General features: G+C 61.6%; 20 protein-coding genes. 14 read left to right on the top strand and 6 right to left on the bottom strand.

Annotation, left to right across the window (positions count from 1 at the left end; all coding sequences use genetic code 11):
- Nucleotides 1-58 precede the first annotated feature (58 nt).
- Nucleotides 59-1,075, bottom strand: coding sequence for a C4-dicarboxylate TRAP transporter substrate-binding protein (locus NANH_RS0104190; RefSeq protein WP_027260898.1), 1,017 nt, complete (start codon nt 1,073-1,075; stop codon nt 59-61).
- Between the two features lie 495 nt (nt 1,076-1,570).
- On the opposite strand from NANH_RS0104190, the gene acs reads away from it, so the two are divergent.
- The 8 genes from acs to NANH_RS0104150 all read left to right on the top strand — a co-directional run bounded on the left by acs (nt 1,571) and on the right by NANH_RS0104150 (nt 10,940).
- The gene (gene acs / locus NANH_RS0104185) at nt 1,571-3,541 is read left to right on the top strand and encodes an acetate--CoA ligase (RefSeq protein ID WP_036049409.1); all 1,971 of its coding nucleotides are present in this window, start codon (nt 1,571-1,573) and stop codon (nt 3,539-3,541) included.
- A gap of 5 nt (nt 3,542-3,546) precedes the next feature.
- A complete protein-coding gene (locus tag NANH_RS0104180; RefSeq protein ID WP_027260896.1) occupies nt 3,547-4,230 on the top strand; it encodes an adenylate kinase in 684 nt (227 codons plus the stop codon).
- Nucleotides 4,231-4,303: 73 nt separating this feature from the next.
- Nucleotides 4,304-4,588 carry a DUF4212 domain-containing protein gene (locus tag NANH_RS0104175; protein ID WP_027260895.1) on the top strand — a complete coding sequence of 95 codons (285 nt, stop codon included), beginning with the start codon at nt 4,304-4,306 and terminating at the stop codon, nt 4,586-4,588.
- Between the two features lie 7 nt (nt 4,589-4,595).
- Nucleotides 4,596-6,383 carry a sodium:solute symporter family protein gene (locus tag NANH_RS0104170; protein ID WP_027260894.1) on the top strand — a complete coding sequence of 596 codons (1,788 nt, stop codon included), beginning with the start codon at nt 4,596-4,598 and terminating at the stop codon, nt 6,381-6,383.
- A 101-nt stretch (nt 6,384-6,484) separates the two neighbouring features.
- Nucleotides 6,485-8,308 carry a DUF294 nucleotidyltransferase-like domain-containing protein gene (locus tag NANH_RS0104165; RefSeq protein WP_027260893.1) on the top strand — a complete coding sequence of 608 codons (1,824 nt, stop codon included), beginning with the start codon at nt 6,485-6,487 and terminating at the stop codon, nt 8,306-8,308.
- Between the two features lie 94 nt (nt 8,309-8,402).
- Nucleotides 8,403-8,924 (top strand): hypothetical protein, encoded by a 522-nt coding sequence (locus tag NANH_RS0104160; protein WP_027260892.1) that lies wholly within the window; start codon nt 8,403-8,405, stop codon nt 8,922-8,924.
- A complete protein-coding gene (locus NANH_RS0104155; RefSeq protein ID WP_027260891.1) occupies nt 8,924-10,336 on the top strand; it encodes a 3'-5' exonuclease in 1,413 nt (470 codons plus the stop codon). Before NANH_RS0104160 ends, NANH_RS0104155 begins: the two co-directional genes overlap by 1 nt.
- 94 nt (nt 10,337-10,430) lie before the next feature.
- Nucleotides 10,431-10,940 carry a flavin reductase family protein gene (locus tag NANH_RS0104150; protein WP_027260890.1) on the top strand — a complete coding sequence of 170 codons (510 nt, stop codon included), beginning with the start codon at nt 10,431-10,433 and terminating at the stop codon, nt 10,938-10,940.
- A gap of 99 nt (nt 10,941-11,039) precedes the next feature.
- Here the strand turns inward: NANH_RS0104150 and NANH_RS0104145 are convergent, their stop codons facing one another.
- The 4 genes from NANH_RS0104145 to NANH_RS0104130 are packed head-to-tail and all read right to left on the bottom strand — an operon-like array spanning nt 11,040 to nt 13,482.
- On the bottom strand, nt 11,040-11,519 hold the full coding sequence (locus tag NANH_RS0104145) for a DUF6505 family protein (protein ID WP_027260889.1): 480 nt from the start codon (nt 11,517-11,519) through the stop codon (nt 11,040-11,042).
- The gene (locus NANH_RS0104140) at nt 11,516-12,226 is read right to left on the bottom strand and encodes a biotin/lipoate--protein ligase family protein (protein ID WP_027260888.1); all 711 of its coding nucleotides are present in this window, start codon (nt 12,224-12,226) and stop codon (nt 11,516-11,518) included. The genes NANH_RS0104145 and NANH_RS0104140 overlap by 4 nt, the downstream gene beginning before the upstream one ends.
- The gene (locus NANH_RS0104135; RefSeq protein WP_027260887.1) at nt 12,223-13,284 is read right to left on the bottom strand and encodes an Mrp/NBP35 family ATP-binding protein; all 1,062 of its coding nucleotides are present in this window, start codon (nt 13,282-13,284) and stop codon (nt 12,223-12,225) included. The genes NANH_RS0104140 and NANH_RS0104135 overlap by 4 nt, the downstream gene beginning before the upstream one ends.
- Nucleotides 13,285-13,287: 3 nt before the next feature.
- The gene (locus tag NANH_RS0104130) at nt 13,288-13,482 is read right to left on the bottom strand and encodes a DUF6494 family protein (protein WP_027260886.1); all 195 of its coding nucleotides are present in this window, start codon (nt 13,480-13,482) and stop codon (nt 13,288-13,290) included.
- Between the two features lie 64 nt (nt 13,483-13,546).
- Between NANH_RS0104130 and NANH_RS0104125 the strand changes: the two genes are divergently transcribed.
- On the top strand, nt 13,547-14,275 hold the full coding sequence (locus tag NANH_RS0104125; protein ID WP_027260885.1) for a c-type cytochrome: 729 nt from the start codon (nt 13,547-13,549) through the stop codon (nt 14,273-14,275).
- Here the strand turns inward: NANH_RS0104125 and NANH_RS0104120 are convergent.
- Nucleotides 14,269-16,224: a 4Fe-4S binding protein gene (locus NANH_RS0104120; protein ID WP_027260884.1), complete on the bottom strand. Its 1,956-nt coding sequence runs from the start codon at nt 16,222-16,224 to the stop codon at nt 14,269-14,271. The two genes, NANH_RS0104125 and NANH_RS0104120, sit on opposite strands and share 7 nt — an antisense overlap.
- A 285-nt stretch (nt 16,225-16,509) precedes the next feature.
- Here NANH_RS0104120 and NANH_RS0104115 point away from each other — a divergent pair, with 285 nt between their 5' ends.
- The 5 genes from NANH_RS0104115 to NANH_RS0104095 all read left to right on the top strand — a co-directional run bounded on the left by NANH_RS0104115 (nt 16,510) and on the right by NANH_RS0104095 (nt 21,620).
- Nucleotides 16,510-17,067 carry a DUF3305 domain-containing protein gene (locus NANH_RS0104115; RefSeq protein ID WP_407694698.1) on the top strand — a complete coding sequence of 186 codons (558 nt, stop codon included), beginning with the start codon at nt 16,510-16,512 and terminating at the stop codon, nt 17,065-17,067.
- The gene (locus NANH_RS0104110) at nt 17,064-17,663 is read left to right on the top strand and encodes a DUF3306 domain-containing protein (RefSeq protein ID WP_027260882.1); all 600 of its coding nucleotides are present in this window, start codon (nt 17,064-17,066) and stop codon (nt 17,661-17,663) included. Before NANH_RS0104115 ends, NANH_RS0104110 begins: the two co-directional genes overlap by 4 nt.
- On the top strand, nt 17,664-18,275 hold the full coding sequence (locus NANH_RS0104105) for a TorD/DmsD family molecular chaperone (RefSeq protein ID WP_027260881.1): 612 nt from the start codon (nt 17,664-17,666) through the stop codon (nt 18,273-18,275).
- Nucleotides 18,276-18,320: 45 nt separating this feature from the next.
- Entirely contained in the window at nt 18,321-18,512 is a 192-nt protein-coding gene (locus NANH_RS0104100; RefSeq protein WP_027260880.1) for a ubiquinol-cytochrome c reductase iron-sulfur subunit N-terminal domain-containing protein, read from the top strand.
- A 144-nt stretch (nt 18,513-18,656) separates the two neighbouring features.
- Nucleotides 18,657-21,620, top strand: coding sequence for a formate dehydrogenase subunit alpha (locus NANH_RS0104095; protein ID WP_027260879.1), 2,964 nt, complete (start codon nt 18,657-18,659; stop codon nt 21,618-21,620).
- Nucleotides 21,621-21,624 lie beyond the last annotated feature (4 nt).

Below are 21,624 nucleotides of genomic sequence, written 5' to 3'. Positions count from 1 at the left end.
GTCATGTAATGGGGCGCGCGGCGTGCGCGGCCCCGGTTTCGAACCGATCAGTAAAGGATCAGTTCGTGCCCTTGGCCTGGGCCAGAGTTGTCGTCAGCAGGTCAAACAGTTCCTGCCCCGGCAATCCCTGCGCCTCGATCTCGGCAATCCAGGCATCGCGAATCGGGTCTGCGGCCTGGGTCCGGAACGCGGCCAGTTCCTCGTCGCTTATGACAACCTTCGTGACGCCCTTTTCATCCAGAATCGCGTCCCATTTCTTTAGCAATTCACCATAATTGGCCAAATAATGTGTGATCGCCTCGTCCACCGAGCCGTCCAGCGCGGCGCGTTCCTCGTCGCTCAGGCTTTCATAGGCGTCGATGTTGACGACCACCGGGCAGTTCACCGTGCCGGGGTTCAGGTTTGCTGTCCACCAGTCGGCCTGGTTGATGGTGCCAAACGACAGATGCGCATGCTGGGCAAAGGCCACCGTGTCTACGACACCGGATTCCATTGCCTGATAGGCTTCGGTCGCGGTTACCGAGGTCGGCACCGCGCCAACGGCCGTGAACGCTTCGCCCAGCCCGCCGGTGGCACGCACGCGCATTCCCTCGAATTCGGCCAGCTCATCACGCGGCTCGCCGGTTCCGACAATATTGTATTGCGGCATCGGGCTGGTCATCAGCAGCTTGGCATTCCACTGCGCCATTTCTTCCTGCACCGCCGGGTGGCCATAGATCGCATGGCTGACGGCCACCTCCTGATCCAGGTTCTCGACACCGAGGAAGGGCAATTCCAGTACGGTGATCAAGCGGTTCTTGTCCGGATGATACCCGGCGCAGAACTGCGCCATCTCGAACGCGCCGATGGAAATCCCGTCCAGATTCTCGCGGTTCTTGGACAAGCCACCATAGCTGACGTTCATGGTAAACTCGCCACCGGTTTTTTCGCTGACCAGTTCGGCGATCTTTTCGATGTGCTCTGTAAAGGCGCGACGCTTGCCCCAGACAGATACGTTCCATTCGGTGGCCGATGCTTCGGCCACAAATGACACTGCCACAGCCGCAGCGACGGCTCCGCTTACCAGCTTGCTCATGAGTTTCTCTCCCTTGTTACGGCCCGTTGCGCGGGCCGCTTGGACCGAAAGCTAGCGCGGGTATCCGGATATGCCAAGCCCTTGCCATTGACGGCAGCGCCCGGGCGACTCGGATCGGTTCCCGGACCCTTCATCGCATCGGGAAACGCCCGCCCTGCCCTGGTTCAAAGACTGCCGCACACAAAATGTCACCCCAATGATCGACACAGGATGACGCAACGATACCCACGATCGAGAGTCACCGGGTATCACACGCACCGGGAGAGTTAACAGGCAATGCCTTATGGTTTAACAAAAAATTAATCCCATCGGCCAAAACTTTACAAGAACAAAGAGGTGTACAAAAAATATTTACAAACTAATCGTTTCTTTACTGATAGTTATTTCATTATTTTCAGTCTCCACTATTGTTTGCCCTAGGAGCGTACAGAGAGTTATCTCTCTGCTATGGCCCGGTTTCGGGCGATCAGACACAGTCAGAGGGAGGAGCCACATATGAGCACCACGACAGCAATCGAAAAGTCGGAAGAAAAGGTCTATCCACCTTCGTCCGAGGCGGTCGCTCATGCGCTGATTGATGCAGCTAAATACGATGAAATGTATGCCGCATCGATCAATGACCCACAGGCATTCTGGAATGAACATGGCAAACGGATCGACTGGATCAAGCCCTATACAATAGTGCAGAACACCAGCTTCGAACCCGGCAACGTCGACATTCGCTGGTTCGAGGATGGAACCCTGAACGTCAGCGCCAACTGCATCGACCGGCATCTGCCGACCCGTGGCAACCAGACCGCGATTATCTTTGAGCCCGACGATCCCAAGGAGCCGGCACAGAGCATTTCCTACAACGATCTGCACCGCCGGGTCTGCCGCATGGCGAATATTCTCGAGGACCTCGGTGTGCGCAAGGGCGACCGCGTCGTGATCTATCTGCCCATGATCCCAGAGGCCGCCTATGCAATGCTGGCCTGCGCACGTGTGGGTGCGATCCACTCGATCGTTTTTGCCGGGTTCAGCCCGGATGCTCTGGCCGCCCGGGTGAACGGCAGTGACGCCAAGGTTGTCATCACCGCCGACGAAGCCCCAAGGGGGGGGCGCAAGACACCGCTGAAATCCAACGCCGACGCCGCGCTGCTGCATTGCAAGGACACCGTCAAATGCCTGGTGGTCAAGCGCACCGGCGGTCAGACCACCTGGGTCGATGGGCGGGATTTCGACTATAACGAGATGGCGCTTGAGGCGGACGATTATTCCAAACCCGCCGAGATGAGCGCCGAAGACCCTCTCTTCATCCTCTACACCTCGGGCAGCACCGGTCAACCCAAGGGCGTCGTGCACAGTTCGGGCGGGTATCTGGTCTTTGCCTCGATGACCCATGAGTATGTGTTCGACTATCACGATGGTGACGTGTTCTGGTGCACCGCCGACGTCGGCTGGGTCACCGGCCACAGCTATATTGTCTATGGTCCCTTGGCCAATGGCGCCACTACGGTCATGTTCGAGGGCGTTCCGACCTATCCCGACGCCAGCCGCTTCTGGCAGGTTTGCGACAAGCACAAGGTCAACCAGTTCTACACGGCACCCACCGCCCTGCGCGCCCTGATGGGGCAAGGCAATGAATTCGTCGAGAAATGCGACCTGTCCAGCCTGCGCATCCTGGGCACCGTGGGCGAGCCCATCAACCCCGAGGCCTGGAACTGGTACCATGACGTGGTTGGCAAGGGCAGATGCCCGATCGTAGATACCTGGTGGCAGACCGAGACCGGCGGCCATCTTCTGACCCCCCTGCCCGGCGCGCACGCGACAAAGCCCGGCTCGGCGATGAAGCCGTTCTTTGGCGTCAACCCGGTGGTTCTGGATCCGCATTCCGGCGAAGAGATCGACAGCTATCCCTGCGAAGGCGTTCTGTGTCTGAAAGACAGCTGGCCCAGCCAGATGCGCACCGTCTGGGGGGATCACGAGCGGTTTGAAAAGACCTATTTCAGCGACTACAAGGGCTATTACTTTGCCGGCGACGGCTGCAAGCGCGACGACGATGGCGATTATTGGATCACCGGTCGGGTCGATGACGTGATCAACGTGTCGGGTCACCGCATGGGGACCGCCGAAGTGGAAAGCGCACTGGTCGCACATGCCGCCGTGGCCGAAGCGGCCGTGGTCGGATACCCGCATGACATCAAGGGTCAGGGCATCTATTGCTATGTCACCCTGATGAACGACCGCGAACCCAGCGACGCATTGGTCAAGGAGTTGCGCCAGTGGGTGCGTACCGAGATTGGCCCGATTGCGAGCCCCGATGTTATCCAATGGGCCCCCGGCCTGCCCAAGACCCGCTCGGGCAAGATCATGCGCCGAATCCTGCGCAAGATCGCCGAGAACGACTTTGGCTCTCTGGGCGACACCTCGACACTGGCCGATCCGTCGGTGGTGGACGATCTGATCGCAAACCGGGCGGGGTAAGGATTATGGATGCAAGCACAATGACCAAACCTGCTGTGCTGATTTTGCTTGGTCCTCCTGGGGCTGGCAAGGGGACGCAGGCGCGGATGCTGGAGGGAGAATTCGGTCTCGTGCAACTGTCTACCGGGGATCTTCTGCGTGCGGCGGTTGCCGCGGGCACCGAGGCTGGCAAGGCGGCCAAGGCGGTGATGGAAGCCGGTGAACTGGTCAGCGACGACATCGTGATCAACATCCTGCGCGACCGTCTGGCCGAGCCTGACTGCGCCAGGGGCGTCATCCTCGACGGCTTTCCCCGCACCACGGTTCAGGCTCAGGCGCTGGATGCGCTGCTGGCAGAATCCGGCCAGGGTATCAACGCGGCCATCAGCCTCGAGGTCGATGACGCCGCGATGGTCACCCGCATTTCCGGCCGCTTTACCTGCGGCGATTGCGGCGAGGGTTATCACGACACGTTCAAGGCCCCTAAAATCGCTGAAACCTGCGACAAATGCGGCGGCACCGGGATGAAGCGCCGCGCGGACGATAATGCGGAAACCGTCGCAAGCCGTCTGGTGGCCTATCACGAACAGACCGCCCCCCTGATCGCCTATTACACGTCCAAAGGCGTGCTGAAATCCATCGATGCGATGGGTGACATCGACGCGATTGCCGCTGAATTGGGCGCGATCGTGAAACAGGCCACGGCCTGATTCAAGACAAGACCGGGCGTCGTCTCAATTCAGCGATGCCCGTCATTTTCCGGAGGAAGAAGGAGGAACCGCCATGGCGGACCAAACCACTAGCGCCTCAGACACTGCCGAGTCCGACAAGGGCTATTGGGCAGCGAATGTGCGCATAATTCTGATCAGCCTCGTAATTTGGGCGCTGGTCTCGTTCGGGTTCGGCATTCTGCTGCGCCCGATGTTGTCGGGCATCCGCGTCGGCGGCACCGATCTTGGCTTCTGGTTCGCCCAGCAAGGCTCGATCCTCGTGTTCCTGGCGCTGATCTTCAACTACGCGTGGCGGATGAACAAGCTCGACGCGCAATTCGGCGTCGAAGAGGAGTAAACAGGACATGGATCAGTTTACAATCAACCTGCTGTTTGTCGGCGCGAGTTTTGCGCTGTACATCGGCATCGCAATCTGGGCCCGGGCCGGGTCCACATCGGAATTCTACGCCGCCGGCCGCGGCGTTCACCCGGTTACCAACGGCATGGCCACCGCGGCTGACTGGATGTCGGCGGCCAGCTTTATCTCGATGGCGGGTCTCATTGCCTTTACTGGCTATGACAACTCGACCTACCTGATGGGCTGGACAGGCGGCTATGTTCTGCTCGCCCTTCTGCTGGCCCCCTATCTGCGGAAATTCGGCAAATTCACCGTGTCGGAATTCATCGGCGACCGGTTCTATTCGCCGACAGCCCGTCTGGTGGCCGTGATTTGTCTGATCGTGGCCTCGACCACATACGTGATCGGCCAGATGACCGGCGTCGGCGTGGCCTTTGGACGGTTCCTTGAAATCAGCAATACCTCGGGCCTGCTGATCGGCGCGTGCGTCGTCTTCGCCTATGCGGTGTTCGGTGGCATGAAGGGGGTGACCTATACCCAGGTGGCGCAATACTGCGTGCTGATCCTGGCCTATACGATCCCGGCCGCGTTCATCAGCCTGCAACTGACCGGTAACCCCGTTCCGGCCCTGGGCCTGTTCGGCGATCATGTTGCCTCGGGCGAGCCGCTGCTGATGAAACTGGATGCGATCGTGGCGGAACTGGGGTTCAATGAATACACCACCCACCACAGCGACACCATCAACATGGTGCTGTTCACGCTGTCGCTGATGATCGGCACCGCCGGTCTGCCGCATGTCATCATGCGCTTTTTCACCGTGCCGCGGGTTGCGGATGCACGCTGGTCCGCGGGCTGGGCGCTGGTGTTCATCGCCCTGCTGTACCTGACCGCCCCTGCGGTCGGTGCCATGGCGCGTCTGAACATCACCGACATGTTCTGGCCAAATGGCACCGATGCCGAAGCGGTTTCGGTCGAGCAGATCAACAGCGATCCTCGCTATGACTGGATGGCCACATGGCAGAAAACCGGTCTGTTGGGCTGGGAAGACAAAAATGGCGACGGCAAGATCCAGTACTATAACGACAAGGCCGAAAGCATGCAGGCCAAGGCCGCCGAGAAGGGCTGGGAAGGCAACGAGCTGACCAACTTCAACCGCGACATCCTGGTTCTGGCCAACCCCGAAATCGCCAACCTGCCCAGCTGGGTCATCGGTCTGGTGGCTGCGGGTGGTCTTGCAGCGGCGCTGTCCACCGCGGCGGGGCTGTTGCTGGCCATCTCTTCCGCTGTCAGCCACGACCTGATCAAGGGGCGGTTCGCTCCGGACATCTCGGAAAAAGGCGAATTGATGTCTGCACGTGTCGCCATGGCGATCGCGATCGTTGTCGCAACCTACCTGGGTCTCAACCCTCCGGGCTTTGCGGCGCAGACCGTGGCGCTGGCCTTCGGTCTGGCGGCAGCGTCGATCTTCCCGGCTCTGATGATGGGCATCTTCTCCAAGAAGGTGAACAACACCGGTGCGGTCGCGGGCATGCTGGCAGGTCTGGTCACGACGCTGATCTACATCTTCCTGCACAAGGGGTGGTTCTTCGTGGCAGGCACCAACAGCTTTACCGATGCAGATCCGTTGCTGGGTACGATTCAGTCGACATCGTTCGGCGCGGTCGGTGCGGCAATCAACTTTGCAGTGGCCTATGTCGTGACCGGCATGACCAAGCCTCTGCCCGAGGATATCATCGAGCTGGTCGAAAGCGTCCGGGTGCCGCGTGGCGCCGGGGCCGCAGCCGCCGACCACTGATATCGAACGATGCGGGCGGCTCCCCCCGGTTCCGCCCGCATCCCCGGCCCCGCCATCTCTATGCCGGCGGGGCCGGCCTCATTCCTGACATCCGGTGCCTCATGACCCTTACTGTCCAAGACCTGCAACGGTTTCTGACCTCGGTCCATCCCTATGACAGTCTCGACCCTGACGTACTGGACCAGCTGACGCCTCGTTTCCGGGTTCAACCTGTCCCCGCCGGAGAAACCGTTTATGAGCTGGGCAAGCCGCTGGACGGTTTGTATCTGGTGCATGAAGGCGAAATCGAGGTGAGCGATGAAAACGGCATTCCCGTATCCCTGCTGGGGCCGCGCAACTCATTCGGCGAGCGCGGCCTGACCCGCGATGGTCTGGCTGTCACCTCGGCCAGAGCCACCAAGGATGCCGTGCTGTTGATGCTGCCGAAAACCGCGTTTGACAGTCTGATGGCAGGCCAACCCTGCGTCGCAAAATTCTTTGACCGACGACGCAACGATACGCGTCGCGGCAGCGATCTGGCAACCAGCCGGGTCGAAACCTTCATGGGCGCAAACCCGATCACCTGCACGGTTGCCACCGATGTGCAAACCGCCGCAAGACTGATGCAGCCCCACCGGGTCTCGTCGCTTTGTGTCACCGATGCTGCGGGCCTGGTCGGGATTGTCACCACCCGCGACCTGACCGGCAAGGTTCTGGCCCTTGGCCTGCCTGTGACGACACCCGTCGAACAGGTCATGACCCGATCCCCCCTGACCCTGTCGCCGACCGCGATCGGCTCGGACGTGCTGCATGCAATGATGGAACACCGCATCGGTCATATCCCTATCGTTCAGGGCGGCGATCTGGTCGGCATCGTCACCCAGACCGACCTGACCCGGTTTCAGGCGGTCAGCTCGGCCGAGCTGGTTAGCGCCATCGCGCGCGCCGAGACCGCCACGGAAATGGCCCGCGTCACCGCCGAAATTCCGCGCCTGCTGGTGCAACTGGTCGCCGGGGGAAACCGCCACGAAATCGCCACACGCCTGATCACCGACATCGCCGACACAGTAACGCGCAGATTGCTGACGCTGGCCGAAGCGAAACTTGGACCTCCACCTGTGCCCTATCTCTGGTTGGCCTGCGGAAGCCAGGGCCGACAGGAGCAGACCGGCGTGTCGGATCAGGACAATTGCCTGTTTCTGGACGATGCCGTGACCGCCGATCAAATGCCCTATTTTGCCGAACTGGCCAAATTCGTATCTGACGGGCTGGATGCCTGCGGCTATTTCTATTGTCCCGGAGACATGATGGCCACCAATCCGCGCTGGTGTCAGCCACTGCGAATCTGGCGGCAGTATTTCCAGGGCTGGATCGCCAAACCGAATCCCGAAGCGCAGATGCTGGCCAGCGTGATGTTCGATCTGCGGCCCATCGGCGGGGACACATCGTTGTTTGAACAACTCCAACAGGAAACATTGGCAGCCGCCAGCCGGAATTCGATCTTCGTGGCGCATATGATCGGAAACTCGCTGAAACACACGCCGCCCCTGGGGCTGCTGCGGGGTTTTGCAACGATCCGTTCAGGCGAGCACCGCAACACGCTGGATCTGAAACTGACCGGGGTCGTCCCGGTGGTGGATCTTGGCCGGATCTATGCGTTGCAGGGCTGTTTGGTCGAAGTCAACACCCGCGCCCGCCTGCAAGCTGCCGCGTCCGCAGGGATCATCTCGGCCACCGGAGGACGGGATCTGCTGGATGCCTATGATCTGATCGCGGAAACCCGGCTGGCGCATCAGGTCCGGCGGGTCAATGGCGGCGATGCACCCGACAATTTTCTCGCCCCATCCGATCTGTCCGACTTTGAGCGAAGTCATCTGCGTGATGCCTTTGTCGTGATAAAGACAATGCAGTCGGCCGTTGGTCATGGGCGCGGCATGCCCGGTTGATGACTGCCCCAACGGAAATCGGAGGAACCTCCGGCGGGGAAATTTGCAGCAAAAAAAGACAGGGGCGCGAAATGCCCCCTGAGGGAGAAATGGAATGTTCCTGGAATTGATCGGAACGGTATTCGGCGGGATCGCCATGGCCGGTGTCGTCATGATTGTAAATCGCCTGACCGGAGGGCGGCTGCCCCGCTGGGCCGCGCCCGTCGCAGCAGGTCTGACAATGATCGCAGTCACCATATCGATGGAATACAGCTGGTACGGACGCACCACTGCCAACCTGCCCAAAGGGGTTGTGGTGGCAAACACCGTTCAAAAACAAAGCTTCTATCAGCCATGGACTTACCTGTCGCCCTACGTGGACCGGTTTGTTGCGGTGGACGAGTTGTCACTGAAGAAAAACGCCGACTTGCCGGGCCAGCGCATGATCGACTTGTATTTTTTTGGCCGCTGGGCCCCGTTGAAAAAAGTGCCGGTTGCCTATGACTGTACGGACGCCCGCCTGGCAACGCTGATCGACGGGGTGGATTTTGGTGCCCAGGGCGAGATCAGCAATGCTGACTGGCGTCAGGTGGCGGCGGACGATCCGGTCCTGATGGCGGTCTGCGAGGTCTCCTGATGCTCACCCATCTCAGCCTGCGTCTGCGCATCTTCCTGTTCTTCTGCCTTTTGGCTGTGGGCGGCGTCGCGGTCACATCCGGTGCGTTAGTGATCGGATACCGCCGCGCCGCCAACCCCGAAATGATGGATGCCTTCGTGTTTTCGGGCTTGCTGAGCGGGTTCGCTCTGGTGGCCATGATCGTCGGCGTTTGGTTGCTGTTCGACGAAAACGTCGCGAAACCGGTCCAGCGCCTCGCCGCACAGATGCGCGCGCGCGCCCATGCCGGAGTCAGCGATGACATCGACCTGACCGCCGCCCGCTATTTGGGCGACCTTGCCCCGGCAGTGCAGGCAGTCTCGGGCCAGCTCAGCGACAACACCATGCACACCGCCGCAACCGTGGCCACCGAGACCGCGCGCCTCTCCGCAGAGAAAGACCGCCTGACCACCCTGTTGACCGAGATCCCCATGGCCATCATTCTGGTCAGCCCCGCGCATCGGATCGTGCTGTATGACGGTCAGGCCGCCGGGATCCTGTCGCAGGTCGCTCCGCCTCGGCTGCATGCGTCCCTGTTTGACTATCTTCAGCGCGACGCGATCGAGGCCGCCTATCGCAAACTCGCCAAGACCGGCCACGAAGTCCGCTGCACTGTCGACAGCGTCGATGGCGCGCAGAGCTACGAAGTGCGGCTGAAACCGCTGGGGGACGTGGCCAGCTATATGCTGATCCTCGATGACGGCGTGCCCCTGATCGCCCCCGAGGCCCCCCGCCCGCTGGTCTATGATTTCGATCTGCTGGAAACGCCCGGCGATGCCGCATTCGAAGACCGCGACCTGTCAGATTTGTGTTTCGTGGTGTTTGACACCGAAACCACCGGCCTGCTGCCTCACAAGGACGAGGTGGTTCAGATCGGTGCGGTCCGGGTTCTGCGCGGTCGTATCATTGCCGGTGAAGTGCTGGACATGCTGGTGGATCCCGGCATTCCAATCCCTTCGGCCTCAAGCCGCGTGCACAAGATCACCGACCATATGGTGGCCGGAGCCCCAAAGATCGCCGAGGCCGGACGCGCCTTTCACCATTTCGCCCGCGATGCGGTGATCGTCGCCCATAACGCACCGTTCGACATGGCGTTCCTGCATCGCCATGCTCAGGCGATGGGCGTGGCCTGGGACCATCCAATCCTGGATACGGTGCTGTTATCCGCCGTCCTGTTTGGCGCCTCGGATACCCACACGCTGGACAAATTGTGCGATCGGCTCGGCGTGGTCATTCCTGACGCGTTGCGCCACACCGCATTGGGAGACGCGCAGGCCACGGCCGAGGTCCTGTGTCGGATGCTGCCGATGCTGCAGGCACGCGGCATGCGGACCTTTGGCGACGTCATCGCACAGACACGCAGGCACGGGCGGCTGCTGGAAGACCTGAACTGAGCACCGCGATGACATCCCGGCAGTGACGCCCGGCCATGGACAAACCCGGACGGGCGTGGCACCCAACGCGTCAGTTCAACAGACGCGCAGGCCCATGTCCGATAGCAGCTTCATCCCTGGTCCCGAAACCGACCGTGCCTACCGTGATGCGTTGGGGTGTTTCGGCACCGGGGTCACGGTGGTCACAACCCGCACCGCCCAAGGTCCGCTCGCGATGACGGCCAATTCCTTTGCATCGGTATCTCTGGACCCGCCCATAGTGTTGTGGTGCGCGGCCAAACGCTCATTGCGCCACGCCGCGTTTGCCGCCGCGCCGAATTACGCGATCCATGTGATGGCCAATGATCAGCAGGACCTGGCGTTGCATTTCGCCCGGTCTGGTCATGACTTCGACACGGTGTCCTGGACCGAGAATGCTGCTGGTATACCAATACTGCGGGGGTGTCTGGCGCGTTTTGAATGCCGCGGCTCTGACTTGCACGATGCAGGCGATCACACAATCATTGTCGGACAGGTTCTACGGGCGGCCTGCAGACCCGGCACCGGGCTGATGTACAAACGCGGGCAATATGGCGGCTTTCTCGGGCTGGATGGGCCGGGCTAGTCGCCCGGACATCAGTTACCCTGAACAGCAGGTACCGGGCGGCAATCGGCTCGCAGAACCGTAAATGTCGTGCGTCCTCGGGCGCAGCGCCGGATCAACTCAGCCTTCGGGCGATCCGTGGATCGCAAATTGTTCCAGACCCGCCGCCGATGCGGCAATGGTCCGATACGCCTCGTGCACGCCGGACGGGGTCAAGGCACGGGACACGGTGATCAGGGTGTTGGGTTCATGCGCGTCGCACAGATCCGCCATCTGGGCGATTTCCTCGCGTGCAACGCCCGTGGCCTCCGCAAGAGATGGCGCACCGTAAAGATCAACAAAATGTTGCGCCAGCGCGCCCGTCAGTGCGCTGGCCTCGCTCTCTTCGATCCGCGTCACCGCGACAAATGTCACGCGCCCAAAGGTTTCGATCCCCAGCCAGCCATTGGCAAAGGCCTGCCGTGCCTTGCCGCTCAGGTCTGCGTCGGTCCAGTTGGAAAACTCGAACCCGCCGGAAATGCACCATTCGCCCGTGCGCGCAGGGCTTGAAAATACATTTCGGTCGCTTTCGTCGAAATGGATCGCACGGGCCAGTTTCATGTCGGTTCTCCCGCCAGACTGCTAAGCGGGACAAGATGCGTGGTCTCATTGTCGCGGATCAACATGCCGAATTTCTCGTCAACTCCCAGAAACACGCCGCGCACCCCGGCCCGTTCGATCGGCTCTCCGACGCCCACCAGCAATCCCATCCACTGGTCATGCAGCGAAGCATTGCCCTCATCCCCCCACCGGTTGATCCAGACCAGCGTATGCCGCGCCCATCCTTCCAACAGGTAGTTTGGCCCCATATCGGCACAGCCTTCGTCATGCAATGCGGTGACATCCGGGTTTGCGCCCGGATCGGTTTCGGTCTGCATCAACGAAATCTCGATCCCGACTACCAGCCACTCGGGCACCGCCCGGGCTTCGCTTCTGGATGCTCGCGCCTGCAGGAATCCACAGCCCGCACCATTAACGCGAATTCCCCCGTCCCAGGTCAACTGAACGGCCACCTCGGGCGGGGCCAGTGCCCCCAGGGCATTCTGAAACCCCACCCCGCACACCGGCACCATCGCCATGGCATCCTCCAGCGGCACCTCGGGCGCAAAGACCAGCGCCGCGCGCAAGCGGTCGGCCATCAGCGAATACACCAGCGTCCCGCCATCACAACCCAGCGCGGCCATGGCACAGGCCTTTTCAAACGGATCCTCTCCGCTGCCGGCTGCCACGCCACGCAACAACGGCGGAAAACGCGGGGCCTCGGTCACGCCAGCCCTTTGGCGATCAGATTACGCGCCACATGACGGAAGCCGGCGGCCTGAGCGCTATCCGGCTTGGCGACAACAATGGGTGCCCCGCCGTCCGATGCGATGCGTATATCCAGATGCAAAGGGATTTCCGACAGCAACGGCACGCCCAGCTTTTCGGCCTCGGAGGCAACGCCGCCATGGCCGAACACATGCTCTTCATGCCCGCAGTTGCTGCAGATATGGGTGGACATGTTTTCGATCATGCCCAAAATCGGCGTCTTCAATTGCTTGAACATGTCGATGCCCTTACGCGCATCCAGCAAGGCAACATCCTGTGGCGTCGAGACAATGATCGCACCGTCCACGGCAAATTTCTGCGTCAGGGTCAGTTGCACATCCCCGGTTCCGGGCGGCAGATCGACGAGCAACACGTCCAGCGCGCCCCATTGCACCTGCATCATCATCTGCTGCAACGCGCCCATCAGCATCGGCCCGCGCCAGACCACCGCCTGATCCTCGTTGGTCATCAGGCCCATCGACATCATCGTGACGCCGTGGTTTCGCAGCGGCAGGATGGTCTTGCCATCGGGGCTGGCCGGGCGTCCGGACACACCCAGCATCCGCGGCTGGCTGGGGCCGTAGACATCCGCATCCAACAGCCCGACCCGGCGTCCCTCGGCCGCCAGGGCACAGGCCAGATTGGCCGCCACGGTGGATTTGCCCACCCCGCCCTTGCCGGACGCTATCGCGATGATGCGCGCGATCCCCGGTACCGGTTGCGGCCCCTGCGGTTCGGCTTTGCGGGCCGGTTTCAGATCCGGCGGTGCCTTCTGGCTATGCGCGGTCATCAGGGCGGACACGGTCGAGATGCCCTCCAGCGCACTCACCCGCGCCTCGGCTTCGGCGCGCAAAGGCTCCATCGCCTGCGCCCGCGCCGGATCGATCTCCAGCACAAAACGCACCGCGCCGTGCTCGACCGTCAGCGCCCGCACCAGCCCGGCGGCAACGATGTCCTGCCCGCTGGCCGGATCGGTGATCTGTTTCAGTTCGGCCAGAACCGCGTCGCGCCCCGCCATGATCTAGTCAGCCGCCTTGATGGTACCGGTCACCACGTGCTCGACATCCAGCCCGTCTATGGTCAGAACCATTTTGGCCTCGTAACTCTTGCCCGTCGTGCCCTCCGCAGTGCGCAGCGCCTCCTCGATCGCCTGTTGACTGGTCACGCCAACCTGTTTCAGAAATTTGCGCATCGACATGTTGAAATCTTCACTCATCTCGTCAGTCCTTTCGTGTTCAATCCAATTGACGCATTGCCAATTGCCCACCTAGGCTTGTGGCATGCGCGCATTAATCATTTGCCTCACTCTGGTGTCGAATGCCAGTCCCGCCGCCGCACAGGACGCCCTTGGGCTTGCGGCCCCAGAGGCGGTGGCCGACACCGGGTTGTTGAAACATATCCTGCCGCGTTTCTCGCTCAAAACCGGGATTCGCGTCGCGCCCGATGCGGATGGACCGATGCAGCTGGCCAACACCGCCCCCGGCGTACCGGTGTTTGAGGCCGGTGGTACCACCTATTTCCTGCGCATTCAAAACGACCCCCGTCAACAACGCTTTCTCGACTGGCTCAACTCGGAAATCGGCAAAACCACCGTAGACAGTTTTGCCCCCGATGGTGTGCAACTGTTTTCGGCACGATTTGACGAGGTCCAAACGCTCAGCGCGCCGACGTTCAGCGGCAATGCCGCACGCGGTGCCCGCCTGTCGCTGACCCATTGCGGACGCTGCCATGTCATCGGCCCGCAAAACCGGATGAAGGGGTTGGGTTCGACCCCGTCTTTCCCGGTGTTGCGCAGCCTGAGCGATTGGGATCTGCGGTTCCAGGAGTTTTTCGTGCGCAAACCCCATGCCGCCTTTACCCAGATCAAAGACGTGACTCCGCCCTTTGACCCAGAACGCCCGTCGCCCATTGTCCCGATGCGGATCACCTTGCAGGATCTGGATGCCATCCTTGCGTTTGTGGCCCAAACCGAGGCCGCCGATCTGGGAGCGCCGCTGCAATCTCAGTGATCCCGGCGCTTTGAAAGATAGTCCTCGGTGGTGCGCACCTTGGGTTTCGCGCCGCCCTGAAACGGGTTGTCCCCTTGCGCGAACTGGACCTTTATGCGGCAATTGTCGCACATCTGGATCATCCTTGCCTGCGCGGAACTTGCAAACATCGGATGGCTGCCTGCCAGCTTGTCCATGATACGCTCGACCGTCGATTTCACCCCGAACAGCGCACCGCATTCGATGCAGGCAAACGGTTCCTCTTCGTTCAGAACCCTTTGCGCCAGCGCGGCATCGCTGAGGTCCAGTTGCGGTCTCAAAGCGATCGCGTCCTCGGGGCAGATGTTGGCACAAATCCCGCATTGCAGACAGGCGTCTTCCTGAAATCTTAGCTGCGGCATGTCCGGGTTGTCCAGCAGCGCACCCGAAGGACACAAAGACACACAGCTCAGACACAGGGTGCAGGCCTCGGTATCGACCAGCACCGCGCCATATGGGGCCCCATATGGCAAATCAATCCGTGCCTCGGCCTGCGGATTCAGCGCCTGCGCCGCGAGTCGCGCGATCTGGCGACGGTTTCCCATCGGCAGAACAAAATCTGTGGAAATACATGTTTTATCAGCATGATACAGCACGCGGCTCATGTTGTCCGGATCGCTTTCATCCAGCATCTCCACCTTGCCTGCACCGGCAATCGCCGCCGCCAGCGCCATTTCGCGCTCTAACGCTTCCCGTTCGGTGGTCGGGGCCAGCAGCACGGTCACACCGGCAAAGCCATACGCCAGCGCAGCCAGCATTTCCGCATGGCCAAAGCCCGAGATCACCTTCAGTTCCAGCGGGATTACATCCGCCGGTATCCCGCGCCCGAACCGCGCCGCCAACCGGATCATCTCGGCTCCGTGCGCATCGTGCACCAACAGGCGCGGATCCCCGCCCCCCGCGCCGCGAAACGCGCGGGCCAGCGTTTCCATCCGGGCCAAAAGCTGCGCCACCGGCGGATCGTCATAGGTGATCGCGGTCGAGGGGCACAGAGCCGCACAGGCCCCGCACCCGGCGCAGATCATCGGGTCTATGGCAACGTGATCTCCGGCCGGGGTGATCGCCCCGGTCGGGCATATGTCCAAGCAGTTGGAACAGCCGACCTGCCCGGCGCGCGCATGGGCGCAGAGCGTTTCCTCCAGCCGCAGGAACAACGGTTTTTCAAAGGTTCCGGTCAGCTGTACGGCCACGAACGCCAACCGCGCCACCGCAACCGGGTCGCGCGGATCGGCGCGTAAATACCCCTCGCGCTTGTCCGGGGCGGGTACCATTGCCGTTCCGCCGGTCAGGTCGATCACGATATCACAGGCCGATTGCCCCCCGTCGCGCGGCGGGGTCAGTCCAAATGCGCCGCGCCCACCCGGCACCACCTGTTGCAGCGCATCGATGGTGATCTGAAAACCGCCCAACGCACCGGTCACCCGCCGCAGACGCCCCCGCACCGCATCAAAGTTGCGGCTGGCTGGCAAATCGCCATCATCGGTGATCAGCGCCGTCACCGCCAGGCTGTCGGCCAGTTGCGCGGCCAAGGGCAGGATCGCCTCGCCCGGTCCGGCGATCAGGCAGGTGCCGTCGGACACCACATCGATGTTGCGGGTCATCGTGGCGGGCACCAGGGCCTCGGCCACCAGGGCGGCCATCTTGGGGCCGGCCTGTGCGCCCTGCTCGGACCACCCCGCCCGGTCCCGCAGGTCGACAAATCCGGGAGGGTCAATGCCCAGTTCCGCCGCCAGATCCTCGAACACCGCGCGTTCCTGCTGGCACGCTATGATGGCGTCGCCGCCTTGCATTGCCTGGGCCGCAACCTCGATTTGGGTGGTGCACAGGGCCGTGTGTACCCGCGAACAGACCACTGTCTGTGTCCCGGCCAATCGATCTGCGTCGAGTGTCTGGCTGCCCATGCAATCACACAGAATCAGGGACTTGACCATGAACCCTCCGTTTATGAACCGCAGATGAGCAGCGGCGCGCAAGCACCCTAGGCCAGGCCGGGTGCAAAGGTAAAGAGCCTGTTCAGGTAGATTGTCCGCCAACCGGGTCCGGTTGGGCGCCCGCAATGCAACCGATACGATACCTTCCACAAATCCACACCCGGCATGCGAATGCGCACGCTACATACTTTCGTATACAATTTAACCAAAACTTCTTGGCGTGAAGAGAGTTTTGTCCCATGATCGGCCACGGAAGGCGTTCAAAACCTTTCAGGGGAGAATTACGTGGCGAAGACAGTCGGCATTCATGTCGAGATGGCTTTGGGGGTTGTCGTCCGCAAACAGCCAGGCGTGACCCGCTGGGCCAAGTGGAATTGGACCGCAGTTGCGGTGCTACCGGGTGCGTCAGCGGCGGAATGGTCCGTTCTGCGGCATGAAGGCGGCGCAACCGAATACCATGCTGCCACCCTGCCCCTGACCCTCTGGGCCAGCGATACGGACGCCTATCTGGCAAACCTCTCGGATCACATCCCGTCAATTTATGTCATACTGCGCGCCACCGACAGCGGCGACATCCCGATGGAGGTGGCAGTGGTCACCGCTTCGCCGTTCGAAGGGCAGGACTATGCCGATACCGGCGAGGAAATCGTCGAAAAGGTGCCTATGCCAGACGGTCTTGTCGCCTGGGTGCGGGATTTTGCGCAGGCACATCACCAAGAGGACCCGTTCGTCAAGCGCCGCCGCGACATGGCCCGTATCGATCAGCACGAGGACGGCAAGGGCGATGCACGGATCCGTCAGGATTCGGATGTCTACCGCGCACCGAGGCGGGTCGTACAATGAGCCAAGCCCGTGATTTCTGGAGCAAACGCCGCGCCGCCGTTCAGGCCGAACAAGCGGCCCGTGAACAGGCGCTTGCCGTACAGTCTGACGCGGCGGATCGGGCGGTTGCTGAGGCAAGGGACGACGCTGAAATACTTGCCGATCTGAACCTGCCCGACCCGGACGATCTGGTGCTTGGGGACGATATCCGCGCTTTCATGTCCAAGGCGGTGCCAGACCGTTTGCGCCGCCGCGCATTACGGCGATTGTGGCGCCTGAACCCGGTGCTGGCCAATGTCGACGGGCTGGTGGATTACGGGGAAGACTATACCGACAGCGCGACGGTGATCGAAAACCTGCAAACAACCTATCAGGTGGGCAAGGGAATGCTGGCGCACCTGCAGGAAATGGCGCGTACAGACGAAATCGCCGCAGACGAAACCGACGAAACGCCGGATCAATTGGCCGAGCCCGAGGCACCGGCCTCTGCGCCGCCCCCCCCTGTCGTGCTCGCATTCGATGAGCCGGAAGATCCATCCCCAGCTCAACCGATGCCACGGCGCATGCGATTCGAATTTTCCGCGCCCGACACAGACACGCACATCCAGAGGACCTGAATGACCCAGACCGCCGAAATCGCCAGCGATGTCACACCAGAAGATCGCCTGCGCGCCGATTTCTACAATTTCCTCGGCTTGCTGCTGTCTGCGCCGCCGACACGGACGGTGCTGGAGCAGATGGCTGGGCTTGGCGGGGACGAAACAGATCTGGGTCAGGCGATCCAGGGCATGTCCCGGGTGGCGCGGGTGACCAAACCGGCCGCTGCAGAACGGGAATTCAACGCCCTGTTCATCGGTTTGGGACGCGGCGAGTTGCTGCCCTATGCCAGCTACTATCTGACCGGGTTTCTGAACGAGAAACCGCTGGCGCAACTGCGAAGCGACATGGCCGCACGTGCGATTACCCGGGCTCCGAATGTTTATGAACCCGAAGACAATATCGCCAGCCTGATGGAGATCATGGCGGGTCTGATTGTCGGTCGATTTGGTCAACCGGCGTCCCTGGGCAATCAGAAAACATTCTGGAATCGCCATATCGGCCCCTGGGCCGGGCATTTCTATTCCGATCTGGAAGCGGCAGAAAATTCGGTTCTCTACGCCTCGGTTGGTGCTGCGGGCCGAATGTTTATGCAGATCGAACGGGACGGATTTCGCATGACAAAAGATTAGCTTTAGCCAGCAACTACATGAAATAAAACAAAAGGAAATAAGCCAATGCGCAAGAAACAAAAGGACGACACCAGCCGCCGCGATTTTCTGAAACTGGCCGGAACCGCAGCGCCCGCAGCCGTGGCCGCCGCCGCCCTAAGCGGCTCCGATGCCGAGGCCGCCGCGCTGCCGGTCGACGAAACCCGCCTGCAGGACACGGCACATACCCGTGCCTATCTGAATTCTGCGCGGTTCTAAGACCTGCTGAAAGCAAACAGACAGCGCCCGGCCCCAGGCCCGGACGAGGTCAAGCCCCGGCAGACGGTTGCGTGACGCCCTGACACCGGTCCGGACAAATCACCAAGCAAGCCGTGTGCGGGCAAGCAAGGGAGGAAACAAAACATGCTTAGGAAAAAGACCAACGGGGTTGCGCGACGCCCCCAGCGGACCAGTATCCTGTCTGACATCGCCGAGAAATCCGTGGACCGCCGCGCATTTCTGCGCAGCTCGGGTCTGGCCATTGGCGGATTGGCCGCCATCGGCGCCACCGGCGGCACGGTGACACCGGCCAGCGCCCAAAGCGCCGCCGTGACCGCAGTCGAGACCGTCAAATCCATCTGCACCCATTGCTCGGTCGGTTGCACGGTGATTGCCGAGGTGCAAAACGGCGTCTGGACCGGTCAGGAGCCCGGCTGGGACAGCCCTTTCAATCTCGGGGCGCATTGTGCCAAGGGCGCGTCAGTGCGTGAGCACGCCCATGGCGAGCGCCGTCTGAAATACCCGATGAAAAAAGAGGGTGGCGAATGGAAACGCATCAGCTGGGAACAGGCGATCGCCGAAATCGGCGACGGCATGACAACCATCCGCGACGAATCCGGCCCCGACAGCGTTTATTGGCTCGGCAGTGCCAAGCATAGCAACGAACAGGCCTATCTGTTCCGCAAATTCGCCTCGTACTGGGGCAGCAACAACGTCGATCACCAGGCCCGGATCTGCCATTCCACGACCGTGTCGGGCGTGGCGAACACATGGGGCTACGGCGCCATGACCAACAGCTACAACGACATCCACAACAGCCAGGCGATGTTTCTGATCGGCAGCAACCCCGCCGAGGCGCACCCCGTTTCGCTGTTGCACCTGCTCAAGGCCAAGGAACAGAACAACGCGCCGCTGATCGTCTGCGATCCACGGTTCACCCGTACGGCGGCCCATGCCGATGAATACGTGCGCTTTCGTCCCGGCACCGATGTCGCGCTTATCTGGGGCATCCTGTGGCACATCTTTGACAACGGCTGGGAAGACAAGGAATATATCCGCACCCGGGTCTGGGGCATGGATCAGATCCGCGCCGAAGTCGCCAACTGGCCACCCGAAGAGGTCGAGCGGGTCACCGGCACTCCCGGCAGCCAACTGCGCCGCGTCGCACGGACGCTTGCCAACAACCGGCCCGGTACGCTGATCTGGTGCATGGGCGGCACCCAGCACACCAACGGCAACAACAACACCCGCGCCTATTGCGCGCTGCAACTGGCGCTTGGCAATATCGGCACCTCGGGCGGCGGGGCAAATATCTTCCGTGGCCATGACAACGTGCAGGGCGCAACCGATCTCGGCGTGCTGTCGCACACCCTGCCCGGCTACTACGGCTTGTCCAAGGGTGCCTGGGCCCATTGGGCCCGCGTCTGGGAGGAAGACCCCGAATGGCTGGCCGGTCAATTTGATACCATCACCGACAAGGACGGCAAGGAACAGCCGCTGCAATACCTGACCGGCATTCCCGTCAGCCGCTGGATCGATGGGGTGCTGGAAGACGCCGACAATATGGACCAGCCCAACAAGGTCCGCGCCATGGTGCTGTGGGGGCACGCGCCCAACAGCCAGACCCGTGGCAAGGAAATGAAGACGGCGATGGAAAAGCTGGACATGCTGGTGGTGGTGGATCCCTATCCCACCGTGTCAGCCGTGCTGCATGACCGCAGCGATGGCGTCTATCTGCTGCCGGCCTGTACCCAGTTCGAAACCCGCGGCTCTGTCACGGCCTCCAACCGCAGCCTGCAATGGCGCGACAAGGTGGTAGACCCGCTGTTTGAATCCAAACCCGACCACGAGATCCTCTATCTGTTTGCGGACAAATTCGGCTTTGCCGACCGCATGTTCCGCAATATCGGCATGGACAGCGAAACCGAACCCAATGTCGAGGACATCACCCGCGAATTCAATCGCGGCATGTGGACCGTCGGTTATACAGGCCAGTCGCCCGAGCGGATCAAGCTGCACATGGCCAACCAGCACACCTTCGACAGAACCACGCTGCAGGCGATTGGCGGCCCGGCGGATGGGGATTATTATGGCATGCCATGGCCCTGCTGGGGCACCCCCGAGATGAACCATCCCGGTACGCCGAACCTGTACGACATGTCAAAACCCGTGGCCGAAGGCGGGCTGACATTCCGTGCCCGGTTCGGGGTCGAGCGCAACGGCGAAAACCTGCTGGCCGAAGGTGTCTATTCGGTGGGTTCGGAAATCCAGGATGGCTATCCCGAATTCACCTATCAGATGCTCAGGGATCTGGGCTGGCACACCGATCTGACCGAAGCGGAACGGCGCGCCATCGCGCGGGCCGCCTCGCTGGACGGGTTCAAAGAGATCGGAGAAGCGGGGATGTCGCCTTTCCCGTCCGATTACGATGATCGGGTCAGCAGCGTGAACTGGAAGACCGACCTGTCGGGCGGCATCCAGCGGGTCGCGATCGCCCATGGCTGCGCCCCCTTCGGCAACGCCAAGGCCCGCACCGTGGTCTGGACCTTCCCCGACCCCGTGCCGGTCCACCGCGAACCCCTCTATACCCCGCGCCGCGATCTGGTGGCGGACTATCCCACCTACGAGGACCGCAAGTTCTATCGCCTGCCGACCATGTACGCCTCGATCCAGAAACAGGACTTCAGCAAGGACTACCCGATGATCCTGACGTCCGGGCGCCTGGTGGAATACGAAGGCGGCGGCGATGAGACACGATCCAACCCCTGGCTGGCCGAATTGCAGCAGGATATGTTCGTCGAGGTCAATCCGCGCGACGCCAACAACCTCGGCATTCGCGACGGGGCGCAGGTCTGGGTCGAAGGGGCCGAAGGCACCAAGGTCAAGGTGATGGCGATGGTGACCAACCGGGTCGGAACCGGCGTGGCCTTCATGCCTTTCCACTTTGGCGGCCATTTCGAGGGCAAGGATCTGCGCGATAAATACCCCGCCGGTGCCGACCCCTATGTGCTGGGCGAAAGCACCAACTCGGCACAGACCTATGGCTATGACTCAGTGACCCAGATGCAAGAGACCAAGTGTACCCTCTGCAAGATCTGGGCAGCGTAAGGAG

Source organism: Sedimentitalea nanhaiensis DSM 24252, assembly GCF_000473225.1.
GTDB classification, from domain to species: Bacteria; Pseudomonadota; Alphaproteobacteria; order Rhodobacterales; family Rhodobacteraceae; genus Sedimentitalea; species Sedimentitalea nanhaiensis.
Note: the sequence above shows the minus strand (reverse complement) of the source record. Positions and strands in the feature narration are given on the sequence as shown.

Coding starts and splice junctions, on each gene's coding strand:
- NANH_RS0104130 (WP_027260886.1), bottom strand. CDS start 13,482: ATGAGTGAAGATTTCAACATGTCGATGCGCAAATTTCTGAAACAGGTT.
- NANH_RS0104175 (WP_027260895.1), top strand. CDS start 4,304: ATGGCGGACCAAACCACTAGCGCCTCAGACACTGCCGAGTCCGACAAG.
- NANH_RS0104120 (WP_027260884.1), bottom strand. CDS start 16,224: ATGGTCAAGTCCCTGATTCTGTGTGATTGCATGGGCAGCCAGACACTC.
- NANH_RS0104155 (WP_027260891.1), top strand. CDS start 8,924: ATGCTCACCCATCTCAGCCTGCGTCTGCGCATCTTCCTGTTCTTCTGC.
- NANH_RS0104135 (WP_027260887.1), bottom strand. CDS start 13,284: ATGGCGGGGCGCGACGCGGTTCTGGCCGAACTGAAACAGATCACCGAT.
- NANH_RS0104125 (WP_027260885.1), top strand. CDS start 13,547: ATGCGCGCATTAATCATTTGCCTCACTCTGGTGTCGAATGCCAGTCCC.
- NANH_RS0104160 (WP_027260892.1), top strand. CDS start 8,403: ATGTTCCTGGAATTGATCGGAACGGTATTCGGCGGGATCGCCATGGCC.
- NANH_RS0104165 (WP_027260893.1), top strand. CDS start 6,485: ATGACCCTTACTGTCCAAGACCTGCAACGGTTTCTGACCTCGGTCCAT.
- NANH_RS0104145 (WP_027260889.1), bottom strand. CDS start 11,519: ATGAAACTGGCCCGTGCGATCCATTTCGACGAAAGCGACCGAAATGTA.
- NANH_RS0104105 (WP_027260881.1), top strand. CDS start 17,664: ATGACCCAGACCGCCGAAATCGCCAGCGATGTCACACCAGAAGATCGC.
- NANH_RS0104170 (WP_027260894.1), top strand. CDS start 4,596: ATGGATCAGTTTACAATCAACCTGCTGTTTGTCGGCGCGAGTTTTGCG.
- NANH_RS0104095 (WP_027260879.1), top strand. CDS start 18,657: ATGCTTAGGAAAAAGACCAACGGGGTTGCGCGACGCCCCCAGCGGACC.
- NANH_RS0104110 (WP_027260882.1), top strand. CDS start 17,064: ATGAGCCAAGCCCGTGATTTCTGGAGCAAACGCCGCGCCGCCGTTCAG.
- NANH_RS0104190 (WP_027260898.1), bottom strand. CDS start 1,075: ATGAGCAAGCTGGTAAGCGGAGCCGTCGCTGCGGCTGTGGCAGTGTCA.
- NANH_RS0104180 (WP_027260896.1), top strand. CDS start 3,547: ATGGATGCAAGCACAATGACCAAACCTGCTGTGCTGATTTTGCTTGGT.
- acs (WP_036049409.1), top strand. CDS start 1,571: ATGAGCACCACGACAGCAATCGAAAAGTCGGAAGAAAAGGTCTATCCA.
- NANH_RS0104100 (WP_027260880.1), top strand. CDS start 18,321: ATGCGCAAGAAACAAAAGGACGACACCAGCCGCCGCGATTTTCTGAAA.
- NANH_RS0104150 (WP_027260890.1), top strand. CDS start 10,431: ATGTCCGATAGCAGCTTCATCCCTGGTCCCGAAACCGACCGTGCCTAC.